The following is an 18,727-nucleotide window of genomic DNA, read 5'->3' as shown; positions in this document are numbered from 1 at the left end:
TTTGCAATTCTATCTTCTATAAATGCTTGGGACATTTTTAAGATAAAATCTTTTATTTTTAAATAGTCTAATTAAGTCATTATTTACTTTGACCAATTTTATATTGATAAATATCAAACTAGCATATTTTATTAAAACTAAATATAATTTATTTTTTTATAACTACTAACTAATACATATAAGTTTTAATTTTAAAATAACTATTACCTATAATCTTAGATTTGTATACATCTTTTCTGCATACAAAAGTAATTTATATTAAAATAGTTATTTTAACTACAACTCTATATTGAAATTTTCCATAGTTACACACGCATTTTATCATTATTTTACAAAAAAAGATAGATATATTTTTTAAAAAATAAAATATATAGATATGTATATATATGTATAATAAATAACCTTTAATTTCCATCCTAAATTTAGAAGTTGAAAGCATCAATAATTTTAAATTATGTAGATTAAAAACTCAATTTTTATCAACAATTCCAGCTTTTTTGTGTTATTAACAGAATAATTTAATACAATAGTTTAATGTTTCTTAAAGATACTCCTTTCTTTTGCTAAAGGTTATAGTGATAACATCAATAAATATATCTTCAAAATTATTTTAATTTGCAATTCAACACAAAATAAATGGTAACAATCTAGCATTATGAATAAATATAAAACAATGAAAGATATAGACTAACTTAATAGATTGATTCATATTTAATTAATGTTATAAATATAATTTAAAAGATGGTTAAAATATCACCAAATTCTAAATATATGCAAAAAGGCCTGGGATGTAAAACACCCCAAGCCAAAAAACTTTAAATCTCTTATTTTCAATACCTAGTTATTTTAGATTTCCAATAATCAATACTAGTCTATTATTAATTTATAAATCTTTCCTCCAAACCATTTTATTAACTACCCCAGTATATGACTGTATCAGTTTTACTACTTTTGTACTTACATTCTCTTCTACATAATCTGGTACTGGTATTCCTAAATCGTTGTCTTTATTCATTTCCACTGCTGTTTCTACTGCCTGCAGTAGTGATCTTTCATCTATCCCTGCTAATACAAAACTCCCTTTATCCAATGCCTCTGGTCTTTCTGTACTTGTTCTTATACATACTGCCGGGATTGGTTTTTCTATACTTGTATAATATGAACTCTCTTCTGGTAATGTACCACTGTCACTTACTACTGCATAGGCATTCATCTGTAAGTTATTATAATCATGAAATCCTAACGGTTCATGCATTACTACTCTCCTATCTAATTTAAATCCTGTTTCCTCTAATCTTTTTTTACTTCGTGGATGACATGAATATAATATCGGCATATCATATTTCTCTGCCATTTTATTAACAGCTGTAAATAATGACACAAAGTTCTTTTCTGTATCTATGTTTTCTTCTCGATGGGCACTTAATAATATATAGTTTTTAGATTTTAGATTTAATTTATCTAATATTTTTGATGCTTTTATTTCTTCTATATTATTAGCTAATACCTCTGCCATTGGTGACCCTGTTACATATACTCTTTCCTTTGGTAAACCGCATTCATGTAAATACTTTCTTGCATGTTCACTGTAGGCTAGATTAACATCAGAAATAATATCTACTATTCTGCGGTTTGTTTCTTCTGGTAAACATTCATCCTTGCATCTGTTTCCTGCTTCCATATGGAAGATTGGAATATGCAGTCTTTTTGCACTGATAGCACTTAAACAGCTGTTGGTATCACCTAAAATAAGTAATGCATCTGGTTTGATCTGATTCATTAATTTATATGAACAGTTGATAATATTACCAACTGTTGCTCCTAAATCATCACCTGCTGCATTCATATATACTTCTGGATCAGCTAATTTCAAATCATGAAAAAATATTCCGTTTAAATTGTAATCATAGTTCTGTCCTGTATGAGCTAAGATACAGTCAAAGTATTTACGACATTTATTAATTACTGCACTTAATCTGATTATCTCTGGTCTTGTTCCTACGATAATCAATAGTTTTAATTTTCCATTTTCTTGCCATTTTACATTTGAATAATCTGTCATTATTTCCATTTTCTACCTCTGTTTTCCATTAATAAAAGACAAACTGTATCAGCTCATCTTTTATCAATCCTGATTCTTGTTTTATTTTAGGAATAAGGCTGTACTCTTCACCAACATTTGTTACATCAAACTGCATCTCGCTTTTACTAAGCCAGTACCACTTTCCAGCCTATAAAAAAGTACTATTTGTCTACTATCTTTAAAAACTATTGAGCAGTCATAAAAATATTAAAATCTTTCTTATTTCCTTGATATACTCCTTTAGATATTTTTTTAAGAAAACAACTTTTTCATAACACTTATTAATATCAATATTATTTTCTTTAGCCTTTTGTTCACTTTGTATCATTTTCTATTAAGTATATAATATTCAATTAATCTATTATTACCATATGATCTTTTATCCTTTATTATATACTTTGATAAAACTGTCTAAATATTGTTATGTATATTAAATATATTTAACAATAAACTGTAATTATCCCCAACTATTGTTACATCAAATTCTTTAACACATTTTTTTAACCAATCTAACTGTTTAGACATCTCTGTTACTAAATTCAACACATCTGTCATTGTTACACATTCCTTAGATACATAACCTGAGTATTGGCGATGTACAAAATTACTTTTTTCAAAAAATCTTTTAATATCTCTCCAGCCATTCTTATAATTTTTTGAAGGATAATATTGTTTTAGAAGATTATCATTTAAATCAAAATTAATTGCTTTTCTGCTTTTTAAAGAAATTTGCATATCTATTCTTTATTCGATAATATGATTCTAATGCATCTTCTCGATATTCTATCGTATCGCCTTCATACCAGCAGTACCATTTTTCTACTACTTTTAAAAACCACTCACTATTAGGAAATCCTGTTTGTGCACAAGCAAAAGTACTAAAATCCTTATTTGTTCCTTCATAAATACCAAGAGCTTTTTTTCTAACACCTCTGCTAATAAAATATTTGTCTATTTTATTATAACATTCATTAATATCAATATTATTTATTTCAGCCTTTTCTTCACTTAAAACAATTTCCATCATCATATCTATCACATCCTATCATGTATATATAATACCCAAACTGGTCTATCATTTCAATACGATATTTATCCTTCATTATTATATACTAAATAAAATGTGATATTACTTCTAAACTTCTTCATAATATGTATCTGGATGTTCTGGATCAAACTTTTCATTTGCCCACATTATTGTTACCATATCAGTTTCACCAATATTAATTATATTATGAGTATATCCTGTTGGGATATCTATTACTTCTAATTTATCTCCACTTACATAATATTCTATAATCTCATTACTATATATATCTCTAAACTGAATCAATCCTTTTCCACTCACTACTAAAAATTTCTCATTTTTACTGTGATGCCAGTGCTGTCCTTTGGTTATTCCAGGCTTTGATACATTCACACTTACCTGTCCATATTCTTCTGTCTTTAGAAACTCAGTAAACGATCCTCTTTGATCTGTATTCATCTTCAGTGGATAGCTAAACTTATCTTTTGGTAAATAGCTTAAATATGTACTGTATAATTTCTTTTCCAAACTTCCTTCTTTCATATCTGGTACATTCAATGTTCCTCTTGATTCTTTAAAAGATTTGATGATATCTGCTAATTCACCTAACTTAACATGATGTACTGGATGAACTTCATATATTCCTTCTTTACATACTGTTGGATGTCCTTCTAAAGCATTTAAAAATTCATTTACTACATCATCAATATAACATAATGGTAATTCAACATTAGGATCATTGATTTGAATATCTTTTCCATTGGCAACATTATAACACCATGTTGCTGTTACACTGTTGTAATTAGGTCTACACCACTTACCAAACAGATTAGCAAGTCTGTATATATATACTTTTGAATCCATCTTTTCACCATGATTCAAAAGATATTCTTCACCTTCTTTTTTACTTTTACCATAGTCATTGTCTTTTGAAGCCTGAATAGAAGAACTGATTAATATTGGACTTTTATTATCATGTTCTTCCAATAAAGAACATAATGTTTCTGTAAATGTTGCATTACCTTGATAAAATTCACTAATATCTTTAGGTCTGTTGATACCAGCTAGATGAAAGACAAAATCACAGTCACTTGTATACTTCTTCAAATCCTCAATAGTATTATCAACATCATAGCTATAGATATCTTCAATATCTATATTACGTGTTTTATCTTTACCACCTTTGATATTCTTTAATGTACTGACTAGATTCTTGCCTACAAATCCATTAGCACCTGTTATTAAAATTTTCATTTTATCTATTCTCCCAGCCTGATAATTCTTCTCGAACAAGTTTTACTTCTAATAACTTATTCTTTACTTCTTCTACATTCATTAGCTTAGTATTATTTGAATTAAACTGTGTCAATCTGTTCTTCTCTATTCCTTCAACGAAATATTTATCATAATTTAAATCTCTTTTATCACATGGTACTCGATAAAAGTTTCCTAAATCTATGGCATTTGCACATTCTTCATCAGTAAGCAATGTTTCGTACATCTTTTCACCATGCCTGATTCCTATTACTTTTATTTCATTATCTGCTTTGAATAACTCTTTTACCGCTTTAGCTAAGATTTCTATTGTACAGGCTGGGGCTTTTTGTACGAATATATCTCCACTTTCTCCATTTTCAAAGGCAAATAGTACTAAGTCTACCGCTTCTTCTAATGTCATGACAAATCTTGTCATACTTGGCTCTGTTAATGTTAAAGGATTACCTTCTTTTATCTGATTAATAAAAAGTGGTACAACACTGCCTCTTGATGCTAGTACATTTCCATATCTTGTACACATGATACTTGTCTTCTTAGGATCTACTGTCCTGCTTTTAGCTACGATTACCTTTTCCATCATTGCTTTACTTGTACCCATTGCATTTACTGGATATGCTGCTTTATCTGTACTTAAGCATACTACTCTTTTAACTCCACATTCTATTGCTGCTGTTAATACATTTTCTGTTCCTAATACATTTGTTTTAACTGCTTCAATTGGAAAGAATTCACAAGATGGTACCTGCTTTAAAGCAGCAGCATGATAAACGTAATCAACACCATACATAGCATTTTTTATACTATTAATATCTCTTACATCACCTATGTAAAATTTAAGCTTATAAAAAACATTAGGATATTTAGCCTGATACTCATGTCTCATATTATCCTGTTTTAATTCATCTCTTGAAAATACTCTGATTTCTTTGATATCTGTTTCTAAAAATCTGTTTAATACTGCATTACCAAATGATCCTGTTCCTCCTGTAATCAGCAATGTTTTATCTTTAAATTCACTCATCTTTAAACTCCTCTTTTCTTATATCCAATATATATTGTTAAAAAGCTAGTATCTAAGTATTAACTACATAATTAGTTGAAATTCATAATAAATAATTAAATTTAATAAACATATTATAATTTCTACACTATTTCTAATGATATTCCTTAGAATTTATTTAACAAGACAAATAGTAATTTTAATTTCTTATCTATATCCTTTTAGTTATTTTTCTAACCCAATTCAATGCCAAAGGTACTCTAAACAATACACTTAAAATAAAATATATTAAAATACCAATACTAACTGATATAATCAATGCTATTACTGTAGATGAAAATGTTTCAATAATTCTAAATAAAAATATTACCACTAATCCCATTAAAACACTACAACTTATACTTTTTATTGAAACAACTAAAGTATTAACTAAATTAAAATCACCAATTTTCTTTCTTAAGAAATAATAAAGAGTAACACAGCTAAATATTGCTGAAATACTAGTAGCTAATGCCAATCCATTTATTCCCCATATTTGTGAAAGAATAATATTAAAAACTATATTAATTCCAATAGCTGTAGTAGAAATAATAGTTGTAATTTTTGTATTTTTATATGCATAAAAAACCTTTACAATAGTATCCCTTATCGCAAGAAAAACTAAACCAATTGTATAACATCTCAATGCACTCATTGTTAAAGCAATTGAATTACCATCAAAATTTCCTCTACCTAAAATAACTTTAACTATAGGCTCAGCTAAAAATATAACTCCAATAGATGCAGGAATTAATAAACAAATCATAGTATCTATGGTATTTGATAATTTTTTCTTTACTTCTAAATGTTTTCCTTGTGCAACTAATTCAGAACAACTAGCAAACAAAATTGTAATAATTCCTGTTACCAGTACTTCTTGTACAGCATTATTTATAATAGAAGCATACGATAGCGCTGATACTCCTCCTATTATAAGAATTGAAGCTAACGATTTATCAATAATCTTATTTATTTGTCCAACACTAACACCTATTAAAATTGGTGTAATAATACGAAATGTTTCAATAACCTCTTCATCTTTTATATTAATCTTTATTTTAAATTTATATCCGCTTCTTCTTACAAATGGCAATAAAAATATAAACTCTGCAACATATGCAAATAAAATTCCCCAACCTAAAAACTCAATTCCAAAATAATATGCAAATATTATTGACAAAATTATAACAATATTTCGTGGTACACTTACCATTGCTGGTACAACAAAATTTTCATATATTTGTAAGTAACTTCCATATACATTAACTAATGTCATAAAATATAAACTAAATGCACTTACCCTTATATAATAAGATGCTATATTTGTTGTCGCATCATCAAATCCAGCAGCAAAAAGTTTAACCATAAAATCAGGACTAATTAATAAAATAATAACTATAATTGTACATATAACCATAGCAATGCTTATGATAATATTTGTGTAATCATGAGCTTTAGTTTCTCCCTTTGTACTTTTTATTTTATTATACATTGGAATATAAGCTGTTGATAAAGAATGTCCGATAAAATAAAAAATCAATGTAGGTACAGAAATAGCGATTAAATATGCATCACTTACATTAGAAGTTCCAAAACAATTTGCTAGTACAACATCTCTAAACATTCCTATCAATTTAGAAAAAACAATAATCAGCATAAGTGAGCCAACATTTTTTTTAACTTTCTGAAATATACTCATTTTTCTTCTCCAAATAATTTATTAAAACCTATTTCTATGAACTTTATCTTTATTGTTTTACAACAAATTCTATTATATTTTTCATTAACTCAGAATTCTTTTCTATATTATGATTTTTCTTAGCGAGTAAAATTGCATTATTTATATACTTATTTTTGAAATCATTATCAATTAACATTTGATTAATTATTTCATTCAATTCTTCAGTAGTTTGCGCAATATAAGCAGCTTTATTATTATGTAAATATTGAACAAATGGATATTTTTCTGAAGCATAAACTAAAAAAGGTTTTCCTAATGCTAAACAATCTGCAATCTTTGTTGAAAAAGCATAATATAAATTATCCACTCTATTAGTATTTTCACAATGTACTAATAAATCACAACATGACATCAATTCTAAAGCTTCTTGATAAGATACTCTTCCTCTATAATCTACACAAGGTATAGAAGATGCTTTTTTTAAATCATCATCAGTAGGAAAACTGCCACAAATAATAAATTTAATATTTTTATTAATTTCATTAAAAACGTTTGCCATTTTTACAATAATTTCAGCTCGCCCAACACCAAGATTTCCACAATACAAAATATGAAATTGATCATTTTCTTTTTTATCACATACAACAGCAGGTTTTAAAGAACTAGATACATACAAAGACTTACTTTTTCCTGGATGAGGATACTTTATTTGATAATCTTGTTCTAATGCTTCTGTTGAATATATACAATATGATGCTTTTTTCATAATTGCTTTATATTGGCCTTTTAATTCATATTGTAATAATTTATGAAAAAACGAATTTTTCTTTACTCTACTATATAACTTCTCTTTAAGAACATAGCTTTCACTATTATATATTATAATCGGAATAGAATATCTTTTTGAAATCTTTCTTGTTATATGAAACATAAAAGGAGAATCCCCTGCTTGTAATAAAATACATTCAGGATTAAATGTAGAGATAAATGTATCTAATTCTTTACTCCACCATCTATAACTTCTCCAAACTATATCTCTAATTAAAAGATTCCTACAATTCCTAATTACTTTATTATTACTATGTTTAGATACTACTTTCTTTTTCTTATCTATTTTACGCCCTAAAAAAGCATTTTTTGCATCAGTATCTGTAACTTGGAAATAATTACTACAAATATTTTGATCAGGAGTTCCATGCAAAAAAAACTGTGCAATGCTTTCTTTATCATAATCTTTAAAAAAATTCATCAATGTCCTTCCATTTGAAGATGATGATGAGAAACATTCATTTGAAACTATAAGTATTCTTTTATATGTACTCATTTTAATTTATCCTCACTTCGTTTTAATAAATATCAAATATTTAGTTAAAATTTAATCTCAATATACTTGTGTGGCTGCTTCTGTAATTCCTTTGGAGGTTCAACTAAATAATCACTACCAAATACCTTTAAAAGAAATGCTTCTTTATTTTTTGGGGCACAAAATATATGTCCTTCAAATATACATGTACTTCCCTCTTCAAAAATACTTGCTAGATGAATTTGTTTTTTCCAACCATAGTTATGTAAAAATAATACTGCATACTTTCTTTTTTTTGAATTCTCTTCAGTACATATCTTTTCTAATTTATTATCAAGATAACTTGTTGGAACTAACTTTAAAAATATAGAGATAATTTTTTTTATATATCTAAATCTTTTATTGTCATAACCAGATTTAATAGTTTTCATAGTTGCTAGAAAGCGAATTTTTTTCCCTTTCATTTCCATTTTTTTCCCTTTATTTTCATCAACAAAGTCAATTGGGAAAATATCTATATAGATTCCATCATTTAAAAATTTTATATTTTTACAACTTTCTTCTATAATATGTGTTCCCTTAATTCGCAATTTTAATATTCCACGAGCAAATAAAGGATCTGTTTTACTACTTTGCAAAAAGTACTTAGTCATCGCATCTTTTTTCCATATTTGCTGAAATAACTCATAATCTTCACGTGGCATAGCAACATCTATATCGTCATCCCAAGGAATAAAATGATTATATCGTTCAGCTCCAAGTAACGCCCCGCCTATAAGATAGTATCTCAACCCATGCTTTTTACAATAATTATCAAAATCAATCAATAATTCCAATTCAGTTAGTTGCAATCTTCGTAATTCATCACTATTCATTTATTCTTCCCCCACACTTATTTTTCATCAAATGTTTCAGCCTTTATAGCATTTCGAACATATTTTGGAATAATAAATGCCATTATAGTCAAATAATAAGCATCTATATTAGAATAAAATATAGTACATGTTGAAGTCATCATATATACTGCTGCTATCAGGACAGATCCTGCATACAAAATTAATAAAAAACTATACTTTTTAGCTTGTTGAATAAATTTTAAATTAATAATAAACTGTACAACTAATATTCCAACAGTAATAATTAAACCACATATCCCTGTTGCTAATAACACTTGAATATAACCATTATGTGTATTGCTATGGATTGATGATAATTCAATCATATCACTAACATTTGAAAATCCATTTCCAAATATTTTTCTATCCAATGAAGAACTTTGATAAATATTCAAACCTATATTTGCCAACTCACTTCGTCCACTATCTGCATTACCTTTAAATACAATATCCACAAAAAACTCTTGTAAAGATGGTAAAAGAAAAATAGCAGCTATTGCAATAACAAACAAAAATAATATTATCTTTTTAGTTTTTTTACTTTTAGCAAAAAACACATATAATAACATTAAAACTATAAAAGCAATAATAGATGTACGTGAAAAAGTTAATACTAAATTAATAGCAAACAAAACTACTATAAAATAGTAGCACATTCTTTGAAATTTATTTAATTTTTCATTTAATTCCAAACAAATTATACATGCTATTATTCCAAATAAAAGATACATTCCATATTCCATATTACTTACAAGAAAAGAAGATAATTCATTTCCATATGCACTTTGCAATGAAAACGCATTAAAAAATTGATCTGAACAAAATAATAATGCATAAACTACCATATATAAAACAATTGCTATGTTACAATTAAGAAAAACTAACAATTCTTTTTTTGTTATTTCAAATTTATGCCCAATTGCAAATGTTAAGAAAAAAAACAATACTGGAAAAATATATGGAATCATTATTCCTAAATTAAATCCTGACTTATCCTTAAAAAAGGTGACTAAATAACAAAAAAACCAAATATAAGAAATAAGCAAAGCATTTCTATTAACTTTATGAGACTTAAATAAATAACAGCATACCAAAAATAACAATAGTGATACCTTTATTATTACATCCATACCAGAACGATTATCACCTGAACGAATATTTTGCCAAATAACCAAAATAAACCAATAAACAAATAATACCATATGTATTTTTTTTATACTATTGTTAAATAGACTTGACTTTTTCATATCTACAACTCCGTTTAATTAATTTATTTGTTACATACATAAATAAAGAACATAGTAATGTTAGCACATAAAATATAAAAATTCCATGATACGAAGGATATTGAGGTAATAAAAATGCATGTATCAAATAAATTTCATAAGAAATTATTCCTATACAATAAAGAGATCTTGAAATTATTTCCCTCTTATTTTTAACAAGATTATCTACAATTAAAATAATTGCCATTCCCAATAATGTACATTGGAACATTTCTACAGCATAAAATATTATCCATGATGAGTTTCTTATAATTGCAATTTGTTTAATACCAAGTAAAGCAACACCTAATATACCTAAAATAATTCCTATATTTATAGAATCAGTTTTATATTTACTATTATCACTTGCCATCCAAACACCTAAAACAAAAGAAACTGCCTGTTGTTTAAATAAACTTCTCATAAATATAAATAACAATAATGATGTAATAAATAATCCCCAATACTTTAACCCTTGTTTCCTTTGTTCTAATAATGATGAAAAGTAAAATGATATATACCATATAAATAAACACTGCATATACCACCCAAATGGGTGAACTGTATCAATTAAAATAATATCTTTTATAATTTCTAAAGCCGATATTTCTTTAACTAAAAATATATACGAAATTATTTCTATACAAATATAAGGTATATATGCTGCAAAAAATCTTTTTTTCCAATAATTTTTTAAATTTTTTTTATAATATGATTTTTGTAAACCATACCCTGAACAAAATAAAAAAATTGCAACTCCACACGATCCTAATGGATTAAAGACTCGTACACCAAAAATATTTCCTAGATGTCCCATAATAATTATTAATATTGCCATTCCTTTTATAGCAGTCATCGAATATTTGCATAAAAAATTCGTATAAAATAATTTCTCTTTCTTTCTATTAATAATTAAAACGAGATTCCCTAATAATAATATTAATAAACACATTAATCCAATAGAAAAAAATACATATTTCAAATATATTTCCTCCTAACTATATAAACATTATTACAAACAATCTGTTTTTATATCCATTTTGCAATAAACTCTTATCTTTTCTACTACTTTATAAAATCTTTCCATTCTTTACCCTTTTGATAAGCAATAATTCCTTTATTAAAATAATTTATTCTTTTACTAAAAGTTAATTTTGATTTCACTCTAAGACAAAAATATAATCCCCATAAAAATTTTGTATATGAGTGTAAAGCAGCACAATAAGCTCCTTTATTAAAATAAAACTCTTCATTTGCTCCTTTAAACCAACATGAATCACTCATATCAACTATACCAATATTAACACTACTTACATATATTGATAATTTGCTTTTTTTTAAATCATGCAAAAACATAGAATCCTCTCCATTAGTATATTTAGCCCCTCCTCCAAATAATGTTGTAAACCATACATTACTTTTCTGCCATGAAGACCTGCGAAAAGCAATTCTAGGGGCCCCATAAGGCATTCTATTATAAAAATATAATTTTCGCGTTTTAGAATTATATTTTTGCTTTCTTTTTTCATCATTTGAATCTATATTAAAAATCATTATATCTGCATCAGGATGTTTTCTAAATTCCTCAATAATATCTTTTTCATATGTTGAAGTATACTTTATATCATCATCAGATAACAAACAAATATCCCCACTTGCATACATAAGTGATAGATTTCTATTTTTACCTACACCTCGAGTATTAGTAGTAATCATCTTGGCACTATGACCTTCAAATTTCATCTCATCAAATGATACTGTATCTGATTGATTTGCAAATATTACATCTGAATGTATATTCATTTGATTTATTTTAGAAAAGTCAGTCTGATTCATAGTAACACATAATATTTGAAATTTTATCATTTTATATACTCAGTATAATTCCTTTCTGTATCATAAATATAGGCATGAACAGCAGCTTTTTGTTGTTGCTTTGATGGCAATTTCATATAATCTCCATAACGATATGCAAGATATTTTTTTATGTTTTTTGATCCTAAAAATTTATGTCCCTCAAAATTAATATCAATAGGATTTTGAAACATATAGTCTTCAAAAATTCCTTGTTTAAATTTTGCAGGTGTAATAAAATAACACCATTTAAATTCACTTTCCATATCATCATATTTATATATCCCTTTATAACTCCAATTAGCAAGTATTTTTTTAGGTAAAAATTTTAATAAATTTAAAACTATTGCTTGAGTTTTTCCTTTAGGTTTCCAGCCACGCTGTGAAAGTCCATATAAAGTAACAAACTTAGATTGTAAATAAATCAATTTTTGTTTCCAATATATATTGGGACATTTATGTAAAATCATAATATCTACATAAATACCATGATGCATATCTGGACGATCTTTAAATGCCTTTTCAATAAAAGTAGTACCATTCATTCTTACTTTTGCATATTCCAAATATTTTGGTACAGTCTTCCATTCTTGAAGCATAAATTTATCACTATTTCTTCTTTCAAATACATCTTTAAATTTTTTATATTCCTCAAAAGTCATAAATATATCTAAATCATCATCCCAAGGAATAAAACCACCATGCCTTATAGCACCAAGTGCTGTACCTCCCATAATAAAATATGTTATATTATTTTCTCTACATATGTTGTCTATAAACACCATTGTTTCGAGTATTTTATCTTGAACATCCCTAACTGTTTGTTTATTCATATATTCAAAATACAACTCCCCTCTTTACCTTCTAATTTTACTATATTTTTCAATTCTTCTTTTTCCACTTTAGTTAAATTAGATATGAATAATAAATATATTTATAGTTTTCATATTATGTTTATAGCTTCCAATATTATTCATATAAAAATTAAATATTATTTATATTCAACAAATAATTTATATTTTCTTAGCTAAGTAATAATATTTACCCATTATTTTCTTCATAAATGGTATATGTAATAATAATTTTGATATTTTCTTTATTATCTTAAAAATTAAATCTTTAATCACATATATACAAGCAGATGAAGTCCAACGATGTGGATGAATACTAATAATACTTGATTTATTTAACCCATTAATATACTTTAAAAGATCATCTAGATTATCAAATGGTATATTTTTATCATCTGAATTTATAATATCATTATTAATAGGATCATAAATCATTTTAAATTTTCTACCTGCATCTGAAAAATATTCATAATCTGTATTAATTTTTTCCTTAAAATTAACCATAATATCTAAGGTATTAGGATAAAGTGCTTGAACCCTATTGCTACGAAAAAAATCTCGATTAGAACTATAGCCAACCCTCTCAATTACTGGATTTCCATGTTGACAAACTGTTCTAATTTTAAAGCCATTATTTTCAAATAACGCAACATTTTTATCATACTCTTTAATTGCTGTTTCTAATTTTCCTTTACTAAAATCCATAACATCATGATGATATGAAATCTCATGACCCATAGCTGCCATTTTTTTTAATAACAAAATATTTTTTTGTTCTTCCATCAAATATGCTTGTACATAATAACTGCCACAATGACCATATTTATTTTCAATTTTTGCTATTTCATAGGCACTAGAAACATTAGTTTCTACATCATGCTTTAAAACTATATAATTACCTTCTATTGATTTTTCTGTAATACTCTTAGCTGTAACACTATTTAAACCTTTTTCTGCTAATTTATTACAAAACTTCTCCCAATTGCTATATACAAAAATCATTCTCTATTTAGTCTCTTTCTTAAAATTGTAGATGATATCCCATCTGTGTAATCAAGGTATATTACCTCGCAATCCTCTTTAGCAAATTCTTTTTCATATTGTTTCCAAGAAGATGTTCCTTTCCAATCAGATCCAACAAAAACTACATCTACTCCATATCTTTTTATCATTGCTAATTTATCCATATCTACTTGTTCAACTACTTTATCTACATATTTAATTGCTCTAACAATTTCAATACGTTCTTTTTCACAAACAATCGGTACTTTATTTTTTCTTTTTTTACACAACTCATCTGTAGTAACACCTACTATAAGAAATTCACACTGCTCTTTAGCTTTTTTCAATATATTTAGATGGCCTATATGGAACAAATCAAAAACTCCTGTAGTATACCCTATCTTATATTTTTTCATTTCTTATCTCCTTGCTAATTTTTGAAAAATTATACCTCTTAATTTATTTGGCATAACTATTTGCAAAACAAACCTTTCTGCTACATTAATTATCCATCTAGGAACACTTATAATTCCTTTTTTTAACATATAATTCTGTAATCTAAATTCACTTAAAAAATATTTTTTACCACCTCTTCGCTGGTACGCCTCTTTTCCAACTCTCACATAAACCAAAGTATCATCAATATTTTGAAACTTCAAATTATTAAGAGCCATCCTAATCCATAAATAATAATCCTCATTAGAATACCAATCTAAATAATTACCAGCTTTAATAATATCCTTCTTTTTAAACATAACTGTAACTTGATTCATTGGACATCTTTTTTTCATATACGTTTTTATATTATCATCACTTAAAGGTACTTCTCGTTTTCCTATAATGTTTTCAACATCATCTATAAATTCTTCTATTTGACCTCCAACTATACTTAACTTACTATTATTTTTAAATACATTAATTTGTTTTTCAAACCTATCTTTTAAACAGATATCATCAGCATCCATTAATGCCACTAGCTCATTATTACATAATTCTAATGATTTTCTTCTAGCAACTCCATGACCTTGATTTTCTTTAAATCTATAAACTGTCAATTCTTTAAAATATTTATCAATAATCTGTTCATGTTTTTTAGAAACTGGCCCATCTACAATAAGAATTATTTCATCTGGTATTAATGTATTATCCAATATACTTTTTATTGCTTTATCAAAAAAAAGTGGATTATCCCCTTCATATACACACATCGCTACAGAGAAATTCATATTATTTATCCTCCAATAATAATTCAGCTTCTTTTTGTTTCTTTTGATATTGTTCAATAGTAATTTTTTTACAACGCAATAAATAATCCCCAAAATCTTCTGCTGTATCCATTCCCTCAGTAGAAACCCCTTCTCTTTTAAATACTTTTAAAACAGTATTCATAATTATTTTAAAATCATTGATAAACGTTATTTTATCAATATATTTCAAATCATAATTTATTTTATCTTCCCATGAAATATTATTTCTACCATTAACTTGTGCCAATCCTGTAAGTCCTTGTCTAACTGAATGTCGCTTTCTTTGCTTATCACTCATGAAAACCATATCTCGAACGAGCTGAGGTCTAGGACCAACAATTGACATGTCACCTTTAAGTATATTAAAAAGTTCAGGAAGTTCATCTAAGCTTGTTGCTCTTAATAATTTCCCAAACTTTGTTAATCTATCTTCATCTGATAATAAATTACCTTTCCTATCTCTTTTGTCACTCATGGTTCTAAATTTATACATTTCAAAGATTTTTTCATCCTTACCTGGCCTTTTTTGTTTAAATATTACTGGTTTTCCCAATTTGATTCTTATCATTATTGCAATTATTAACATTATTGGTGATAATACTATCAATGCTACTAACGATAATGTAAAATCTAATAATCTTTTAAATAATAATTTATACATTATTCCCACAATCCTTTTATGATTTTACAGATTCTATTTAAATCTTCATCACTCATCTTTGTATCACTTGGCAAACATACTCCATTATTAAACAATCTTTCAGACGTTGCGTCATTATCAATATAATCATAATCTTTAAATACTGGTTGTAAATGCATTGGTTTCCATATCGGTCTTGATTCAATATCATTTTCTTCTAGAGCTATTATTATATCTAATGGTCTTACTTTACAGTTTTCATCTAACTGGATTGTTGATAGCCAGCAATTAGAATACGACTTATACTTATCTCTTGGCATCATTGTTAATCCCTCAAGATTCCCTAACTCCTTTTGATAATATTCATAGATATATCTTTTTTTAATCACTCTTTGATCCAATACTTTTAATTGCCCCCTACCAATTCCAGCAACTATGTTACTCATTCGGTAATTGTATCCTATTTCTTTATGTTCATAATGTCTTGCCTGTTCTCTTGCTTGTGTTGCCCAAAACAATACTTTCTTTGCTCTTTCATCAGCATCATCAGTATTTGCAAGAAACATTCCCCCTCCAGATGATGTAATAATCTTATTTCCATTAAATGAGATAATTCCATAATCACCAAATGTTCCTGTATACTTACCATCTATTGTTGTTGCTAATGATTCTGCTGCATCTTCAATCAAAGACACATTGTACTCATTACATATTTCTTTAATTTCTTTGATATTTGATGCCAATCCATAAAGATGAACTACAATAACTGCTTTAGGTAAATTATCTTTATACTTTTCAAACGCTTTTCTTAAAGCCACTGGTGACATATTCCATGATTCATCACTATCAATAAATACAGGTATTGCTTTTTCATAAGTAATAGGATTAGCAGAAGCGCTAAATGTTAGACTTTGACAAAATATAATATCATCTTTTTTTACTCCTAATGATTTAATAGCCATATGTATAGCAGCTGTACCACAAGATAATGCTACTGCAGCTTTAGCACCTAATTTATCTTTTATTTCATTTTCAAATTCATTTACATTTTTACCAAGTGGAGCAATCCAATTGGTATCAAATGCTTCTTTAATATATTCTTTTTCATAACCCTCATCACTCATATGAGGTGATGCTAAAAAAATATGTGACATATAATTCCTCCTATAATAAAAAAAACTGCTTTATGCAGTTTTATATATAATAAAAATGAATACAATTCCCCCTACCCCAAGGAAAAACTATATTCAAATTACAAAATGAGCGGTAAACCAGCTCCATTTATTAAATTTTGCTTTTAATATTTAATCCTACTAGGATTTGTCTATTCATAAACTTTAAATCTAAACAAGCTAATTTATTGTGTTTATCAACTTTAACTATATGATCTTGATAATAAATTAATGGTCCCTTTGTAACAACAGCTTTTTTATCTTCAATAAATGCTTGGGACATTTCTAAGATACCTTCATTATTAAGAAGTTTTTTAAACATCTCTATTTCTTCTTTTCTTAAAGCTGATATGCCATCTTTTTTAAGTTGTCTAATTAAACCATCTCTTTGATCTTCTAATTTATATAAAAAATTATCAAAATCACTCTGATTCATTTCACTTTTGATAAATATATATCCTGGAAATAATGACTTTAATGCATTACCTTTAATATCTCTACGATAATATTCCATCTGTGGGATAAATGCATTTAAACCTTTTTTCGTTAAAACTGAACACAATTTTTTTTCTTTTGCAACTAATACAAATAACACATACCAATTTTCTTTCATAACTATCATATCTATGATTTACTCATTACCTCCAAAGCAGTTTTAATTAGTTTATCACAAACATTATCAAAAAAGCTAATATTATTTTCAATTAATTCTTCTTTACTTATTTTGAACAATTAGTCTAGAATTAATCATTACTTTATTAAATGATTATCATTTAATAAAGATTTCTTTTCTTCAATAGTTAAAATAAAAATAGTTTGTGTTTTATCTTGTAATGTTTTCATTGTAGAATCTAACATAATTGTTAAAAACAATATCTTAATCACCATAAAATTACTTTATATCATAATCTACAAAAACTTTCATAGTTACATACGTATTTTATCATTATTTTTCAAAAAAAGATAGATATATTTGTTAAAAAATAAAATATGTAAATATTATAGATAATAAATAATTTTTAATTCACTTTATAATAAAAAGAAACTCTTATTTTATTTCTTTAATATATATGACAAATATTAACATAATTTTAATTATTTTATCTTGAAAAAATAGTATATAATGGTAAAATACATTCAGTCAGTGTAACAATAGGGGGAAGACTAATGAAAGCATTTACAAAAATGAATAAAGATGAATTACTAACTTTAAAAAAATCATTAGAACAAAGATATCAAGAGTTTAAAGCATTAGACCTAAAACTTGATATGTCACGTGGTAAACCATGTGGTGAACAATTAGATTTATCAATGTCTATTTTAGATATGAAAGAATGTACTATTGACAATATAGAATGTCGTAATTATGGGGGATTAGAGGGTTTACCT

Annotated in this window: 19 protein-coding genes and 1 pseudogene; 1 reads left to right on the top strand and 19 read right to left on the bottom strand. The window is 26.3% G+C overall.

The genetic code is table 11. From position 1 onward, the window contains the following. Positions 1-883: 883 nt before the first annotated feature. The 19 genes from wecB to BMW96_RS14600 form a co-directional block, all read right to left on the bottom strand. The gene (gene wecB, locus BMW96_RS02995) at positions 884-2,071 is read right to left on the bottom strand and encodes a non-hydrolyzing UDP-N-acetylglucosamine 2-epimerase (RefSeq protein WP_092352363.1); all 1,188 of its coding nucleotides are present in this window, start codon (positions 2,069-2,071) and stop codon (positions 884-886) included. A gap of 423 nt (positions 2,072-2,494) precedes the next feature. Further along, entirely contained in the window at positions 2,495-2,818 is a 324-nt protein-coding gene (gene vapD, locus BMW96_RS02990; RefSeq protein ID WP_092352361.1) for a VapD family protein, read from the bottom strand. Continuing rightward, positions 2,784-3,113, bottom strand: a complete 330-nt coding sequence (locus BMW96_RS02985) for a hypothetical protein (RefSeq protein ID WP_092352359.1) — start codon at positions 3,111-3,113, stop codon at positions 2,784-2,786. Before BMW96_RS02985 ends, vapD begins: the two co-directional genes overlap by 35 nt. Positions 3,114-3,218: 105 nt before the next feature. After that, positions 3,219-4,364: a polysaccharide biosynthesis C-terminal domain-containing protein gene (locus tag BMW96_RS02980; protein WP_092352357.1), complete on the bottom strand. Its 1,146-nt coding sequence runs from the start codon at positions 4,362-4,364 to the stop codon at positions 3,219-3,221. A gap of 1 nt (position 4,365) precedes the next feature. Next, a complete protein-coding gene (locus BMW96_RS02975; RefSeq protein ID WP_092352355.1) occupies positions 4,366-5,409 on the bottom strand; it encodes a nucleoside-diphosphate sugar epimerase/dehydratase in 1,044 nt (347 codons plus the stop codon). 190 nt (positions 5,410-5,599) lie between these two features. Beyond that, complete coding sequence (murJ, locus tag BMW96_RS02970) at positions 5,600-7,126, bottom strand: murein biosynthesis integral membrane protein MurJ (protein ID WP_092352353.1); 1,527 nt, start codon at positions 7,124-7,126, stop codon at positions 5,600-5,602. Between the two features lie 49 nt (positions 7,127-7,175). Beyond that, on the bottom strand, positions 7,176-8,432 hold the full coding sequence (locus tag BMW96_RS02965) for a glycosyltransferase (RefSeq protein WP_143050702.1): 1,257 nt from the start codon (positions 8,430-8,432) through the stop codon (positions 7,176-7,178). A 44-nt stretch (positions 8,433-8,476) separates the two neighbouring features. Next, positions 8,477-9,286 (bottom strand): LicD family protein, encoded by an 810-nt coding sequence (locus tag BMW96_RS02960; protein WP_092352349.1) that lies wholly within the window; start codon positions 9,284-9,286, stop codon positions 8,477-8,479. A gap of 17 nt (positions 9,287-9,303) precedes the next feature. Next, positions 9,304-10,554, bottom strand: a complete 1,251-nt coding sequence (locus BMW96_RS02955; RefSeq protein ID WP_092352347.1) for an O-antigen ligase family protein — start codon at positions 10,552-10,554, stop codon at positions 9,304-9,306. Beyond that, positions 10,532-11,554, bottom strand: a complete 1,023-nt coding sequence (locus BMW96_RS02950) for an acyltransferase family protein (protein ID WP_092352345.1) — start codon at positions 11,552-11,554, stop codon at positions 10,532-10,534. The genes BMW96_RS02955 and BMW96_RS02950 overlap by 23 nt, the downstream gene beginning before the upstream one ends. Before the next feature lie 83 nt (positions 11,555-11,637). After that, positions 11,638-12,438, bottom strand: coding sequence for a glycosyltransferase family A protein (locus BMW96_RS02945; protein WP_092352343.1), 801 nt, complete (start codon positions 12,436-12,438; stop codon positions 11,638-11,640). Beyond that, on the bottom strand, positions 12,435-13,259 hold the full coding sequence (locus BMW96_RS02940; RefSeq protein ID WP_092352340.1) for a LicD family protein: 825 nt from the start codon (positions 13,257-13,259) through the stop codon (positions 12,435-12,437). The genes BMW96_RS02945 and BMW96_RS02940 overlap by 4 nt, the downstream gene beginning before the upstream one ends. Before the next feature lie 180 nt (positions 13,260-13,439). Next, complete coding sequence (locus tag BMW96_RS02935) at positions 13,440-14,279, bottom strand: polysaccharide deacetylase family protein (RefSeq protein ID WP_092352338.1); 840 nt, start codon at positions 14,277-14,279, stop codon at positions 13,440-13,442. Continuing rightward, entirely contained in the window at positions 14,276-14,695 is a 420-nt protein-coding gene (locus tag BMW96_RS02930; RefSeq protein WP_092352336.1) for an FAD synthase family protein, read from the bottom strand. Before BMW96_RS02930 ends, BMW96_RS02935 begins: the two co-directional genes overlap by 4 nt. Before the next feature lie 3 nt (positions 14,696-14,698). Beyond that, positions 14,699-15,505 (bottom strand): glycosyltransferase, encoded by an 807-nt coding sequence (locus BMW96_RS02925; protein WP_092352334.1) that lies wholly within the window; start codon positions 15,503-15,505, stop codon positions 14,699-14,701. A gap of 1 nt (position 15,506) precedes the next feature. Next, positions 15,507-16,187 (bottom strand): sugar transferase, encoded by a 681-nt coding sequence (locus BMW96_RS02920; protein ID WP_092352332.1) that lies wholly within the window; start codon positions 16,185-16,187, stop codon positions 15,507-15,509. Continuing rightward, the gene (locus BMW96_RS02915; RefSeq protein WP_092352330.1) at positions 16,187-17,320 is read right to left on the bottom strand and encodes a DegT/DnrJ/EryC1/StrS family aminotransferase; all 1,134 of its coding nucleotides are present in this window, start codon (positions 17,318-17,320) and stop codon (positions 16,187-16,189) included. The genes BMW96_RS02920 and BMW96_RS02915 overlap by 1 nt, the downstream gene beginning before the upstream one ends. Positions 17,321-17,450: 130 nt before the next feature. Further along, positions 17,451-17,960, bottom strand: a complete 510-nt coding sequence (locus BMW96_RS02910; RefSeq protein WP_228762312.1) for a transcription termination/antitermination NusG family protein — start codon at positions 17,958-17,960, stop codon at positions 17,451-17,453. Positions 17,961-18,088: 128 nt separating this feature from the next. Continuing rightward, positions 18,089-18,211: a hypothetical protein gene (locus BMW96_RS14600; protein ID WP_257606856.1), complete on the bottom strand. Its 123-nt coding sequence runs from the start codon at positions 18,209-18,211 to the stop codon at positions 18,089-18,091. A 294-nt stretch (positions 18,212-18,505) separates the two neighbouring features. On the opposite strand from BMW96_RS14600, the pseudogene BMW96_RS02905 reads away from it, so the two are divergent. Then, positions 18,506-18,727: pseudogene (locus BMW96_RS02905) on the top strand (aminotransferase); the annotation flags it as partial.

Source organism: Thomasclavelia cocleata (genome assembly GCF_900102365.1).
Taxonomy (GTDB): Bacteria; Bacillota_I; Bacilli_A; order Erysipelotrichales; family Coprobacillaceae; genus Thomasclavelia; species Thomasclavelia cocleata.
The sequence above is the reverse complement of the archived record's forward strand: the minus strand, read 5'-3'. Positions and strand labels throughout refer to the sequence as shown.